At 68.4% G+C, this 3,567-nt stretch carries 5 protein-coding genes; 4 read left to right on the top strand and 1 reads right to left on the bottom strand.

The genetic code is table 11. The features are described 5' to 3' along the window. A partial coding sequence (gene coxB / locus ACT6QK_RS14905; RefSeq protein WP_444598605.1) for a cytochrome c oxidase subunit II occupies positions 1-890 on the bottom strand: 890 nt, incomplete at its 3' end. A 245-nt stretch (positions 891-1,135) separates the two neighbouring features. Here coxB and ACT6QK_RS14900 point away from each other — a divergent pair. The 4 genes from ACT6QK_RS14900 to ACT6QK_RS14885 all read left to right on the top strand — a co-directional run. Continuing rightward, on the top strand, positions 1,136-1,525 hold the full coding sequence (locus tag ACT6QK_RS14900; RefSeq protein ID WP_444598604.1) for a PadR family transcriptional regulator: 390 nt from the start codon (positions 1,136-1,138) through the stop codon (positions 1,523-1,525). Next, on the top strand, positions 1,522-2,166 hold the full coding sequence (locus ACT6QK_RS14895; protein ID WP_444598603.1) for a DUF1700 domain-containing protein: 645 nt from the start codon (positions 1,522-1,524) through the stop codon (positions 2,164-2,166). Before ACT6QK_RS14900 ends, ACT6QK_RS14895 begins: the two co-directional genes overlap by 4 nt. Then, entirely contained in the window at positions 2,163-2,951 is a 789-nt protein-coding gene (locus tag ACT6QK_RS14890) for a GIN domain-containing protein (RefSeq protein WP_444598602.1), read from the top strand. The genes ACT6QK_RS14895 and ACT6QK_RS14890 overlap by 4 nt, the downstream gene beginning before the upstream one ends. A gap of 138 nt (positions 2,952-3,089) precedes the next feature. Then, positions 3,090-3,567 (top strand): DNA translocase FtsK 4TM domain-containing protein (locus ACT6QK_RS14885; RefSeq protein WP_444598601.1); only part of this gene is annotated, 478 nt, incomplete at its 3' end.

Below are 3,567 nucleotides of genomic sequence, written 5' to 3'. Positions count from 1 at the left end.
GGAGCCGGGGCAGCGGCGGCGGCGGTCGCGGCGGCGGCTTCGGCTGCGGCCTTGGCGGCGTCATCGGCGGCCTTGGTCATCGAACCGCCCTTGGAGGCGACCCAGGCTTCGAACTCGGCCTGGGTGACGACGCGGATCTCGATCGGCATGAAGGCGTGATCCACGCCGCACAGCTCAGAGCACTGGCCATAGAAGGTGCCGGTGCGCTCGGCCTTGAACCAGGTGTGGTTGGTCCGGCCGGGCACGGCGTCGGTCTTCAGGCCGAAAGCGGGGAGGGCGAAGGCGTGGATCACGTCGGCGGCGGTGACCAGAACCTGGACCGTCTTGCCGACCGGCACGACGATCGGCTCGTCTGCGGCCAGACGGTAGGGCACGCCCCGCGCCTTGGCCTGGTCTTCCGGCAGCATGTTGGAGACGTATTCGGCGATGCCCTGGTCGGGATACTCGTAAGCCCAGTTCCATTGGTTGCCGGTCGCCTTGATGGTCAGGTCCGGCGTCGGCATGTTATTGTAGGCGAACAGCAGGCGGATCGAGAACAGCGAGATCACCAGCAGGATCAGGACCGGCGCGACCGTCCAGATGACCTCGATCAGGGTGTTGTGGCTCCAGCGGGCCGGGACCGGATTGGACTTCTTGTTGTAGCGGATGACGATCCACACCAGCAGGCCCAGCACCAGCAGCACGATCGCGGTGATGATGACCATCAGCAGCGTGTGGAAGTTATGAACCTCGTGCTTCAGCGGCGAGGCGGCCTTCTGGAGCCCGATGCCGCCCGGCGTCGGCTGTCCCCACAACTCCTGCGCCCACGTCGGGGTGGCGAACAGGATGGCGAAAGCAGCGCCGGTCATCAGACCGCCGGCGGCTTTCAGGGCTCGTCTGCCCAGTTCCATTCGGAATTCCTCTTTAAGCCATAGGCGTCAGGTAGTTGCGATCCAGTCGCAATACCCGCCGATCCAGTAGAGCACGGTGTTTCGCGGTCCATATCGGCTGGATCGGCGCTTGCCAAGCGACTGATCCGTCGTTCCGCGCGGATGGGCGAAAAGCCGCGCCGATTAAATCGCTGTCATGTTTGAACAGCTACCTTGCAGCGCACGATACCTTGTCATAGTCTCTTCCTATCGAAAGAGGAGGCCACATGGCGCCCGAAACCATAGACATCCAACTGAAGAAAGGCGTGCTGGGCCTCTGTGTCCTTGCACTCCTCGATCGGGGAGACAGCTACGCCTACGAGATCGCCAGCCGCCTGTCGGACGCGATCAACATGGGCGAAGGCACGGTCTATCCCCTGATGCGCCGCATGCAGACCGACGGACTGGTCGAGACCTATCTGGTCGAAAGCCCGTCGGGCCCGTCGCGGAAATACTATCGACTGTCCCCGGCCGGACGCGACGCCCTGGACGGACAGACGGCCGACTGGAAGACCTTCACCGCCGCCGTCGACGCCGTGCTCGACGCGCCCAGAGATACACCCCCAAAGGCGGCCCAGACCGCCGACGCCCTCGTTCCCGCAGGAGACGCCCAATGACGCGCGCCGAGTTTCTCGCCCGTCTCAAGCGCGGTCTGGTCGGCCTCCCGACCTCCGTCGCCCACGACATCATCAACGACTACGAAGTCCACTTCGACGACGCCGCCCGGGCCGGGCGCAGCGAGGCCGAAACGGCCCAGGCTCTCGGCGATCCCGACCGCCTGGCCCGCGAACTCAAGGCCGAGGCCGGGGTTCAGCGCTGGCGCCAGGAACAGACGCCTTCGGCCGCGGCCGGCGCCGTCTTCGCGGTCCTGGGTCTGGGCGCGATCGACATCCTGATCCTTCTGCCTCTCCTGATGGGGGTGATCGGGACGCTGTTCGGCTTCTTCGTCGCGGTCATCGCGGTCTTCGTCGCCGGCGGCGGCGTCATGGTGGCCGGGCCGTTCGCAGGCTTCCCCGGCGGCGGGATCGCGGCCTTCCTGGCAGGGCTGAGCCTCATGGCGGGTTCGGTGGCCGTCGGCGCCCTGCTGGCGGTGTCGACCAAGCTGCTCATCGACGCCCTCGTCTGGTTCGCCCGCCTTCACTACCGCCTGCTCAAGCCCGCGCTTGAGCCCCAGACGGCGACCTATCAGGCGCCCCCCTACCCTGGACCGGTCGCCCCGTCCTACGCCCCCACTCAAGCCACGGGAGATCCGGCATGATCCGCACCCTTCTCATCATCGCCGGCGCGGCCTTCGTGCTCTGCCTCGGCTCGGCCGCCGGCGCCCTGGCCATCGGCGGACGCGACATGGCCGCCCACGGTTGGAACTGGACCTTCCACGACAGCGACGGCGACGGCGACACCCTGTCCATCGTCCGCGACGACGGAACCCGCCCCGCCGACACGACCCGGACGCTGGACTGGACCGGCGGCGAGCAGCTGGTCATCGATCTGTCGGCCGACGTCGATTATGTCCAGGGCGAGACCCCGGGCGTCGTCATCACCGGGCCCGCCGATCAGGTGAACCGCATCCGCCTGGACGGCGACCGGCTGACGGCCGATCAGGTCGACGGCCCCCGCCATGAGCGGATCGTCTTCGGACGGAACCAGAACGGGCGCGGGATCTGGGTTCGCGATGACGACGTCAAGATCGTCGTGACGGCCCCCTCGGTGCGCCGCTTCGTGATGAACGGGTCGTCCGACCTCTACATCCGGGGCTTCGACCAGCCCGAACTGTCGCTCGACATGACCGGATCGGGCGACGTCATGGCCGAGGGCCGGGCCGACAACCTGGTCCTGGTCGCCACGGGCTCCGGCGACGCCGATCTGGAATCCCTGTCCGTCTCGGACGCCCGGGTGTCCCTGAGCGGCAGCGGCGACGCCCGCATCGCCCCCACCCGGGCCGCCGACCTGACCAGCTCCGGCTCGGGCGACATCGACCTGGCCACCCGCCCGGCGACCCTGCGTCAGTCGACCACCGGATCGGGCAGCGTCCGTCAGGACTGAGCCTGAACCCACAGACCGCAAACTCGCGCCCCCTTTCCACAGCGGAAGGGGGCGCTTTCTTTTGAGGTAAACAGCCCCTTAACCCTGTGGGGGTGAAAACGGCGGGTCCGCCCCGGCTCAGGCTCAGAGAGAAGACCCATGTCCGCCGTCATGATCATCGGCAATCGCGCCTGGGAAAGCGCCCGGGTCATCTGGGACGCCCCCTTCATGGTGCGGTTCCGGGGCGTGCTTCAGGCCCTGCTGGCCCTGTTGCTGGTCGCGGCCCTGATCTCGTGGAATCCCGCCGATCCCAGCCTGAACGCCGCGACCTCGACCCCCGCCACCAACTGGCTGGGGAACGGCGGCGCCCTGTTCGCAGACCTGATCCTCCAGTCCATCGGCCTCGCGGCCTGGCCCGCCGCCGCCCTGACCGTCGCCTTCGGGCTGGCGGTCGCGATCGGAGAGGCGGTGCAGCAGCGGCTGCGCCCGACCCCGCTCAAGGCCCTGTCGGCCGCGGCAGGCGTCCTCTGCCTGTCGGCCGCCCTGTCCACCCTCGCCGCCCCCGCCGCCTGGCCCCTGGCCGTCGGGCTCGGGGGGCTGTGGGGCGACGGCGTTGCGGGACTGGCCGCCTCGGGCC

This window comes from Brevundimonas sp., from assembly GCF_052436175.1.
In the GTDB taxonomy this organism is placed as follows: domain Bacteria; phylum Pseudomonadota; class Alphaproteobacteria; order Caulobacterales; family Caulobacteraceae; genus Brevundimonas.
The sequence above is the reverse complement of the archived record's forward strand: the minus strand, read 5'-3'. Positions and strand labels throughout refer to the sequence as shown.

Bases quoted from the DNA above. Each gene is read 5' to 3' on its own strand.
- ACT6QK_RS14900 (WP_444598604.1), top strand. From the start codon at position 1,136: ATGGCGCCCGAAACCATAGACATCCAACTGAAGAAAGGCGTGCTGGGC.
- ACT6QK_RS14890 (WP_444598602.1), top strand. From the start codon at position 2,163: ATGATCCGCACCCTTCTCATCATCGCCGGCGCGGCCTTCGTGCTCTGC.
- ACT6QK_RS14895 (WP_444598603.1), top strand. From the start codon at position 1,522: ATGACGCGCGCCGAGTTTCTCGCCCGTCTCAAGCGCGGTCTGGTCGGC.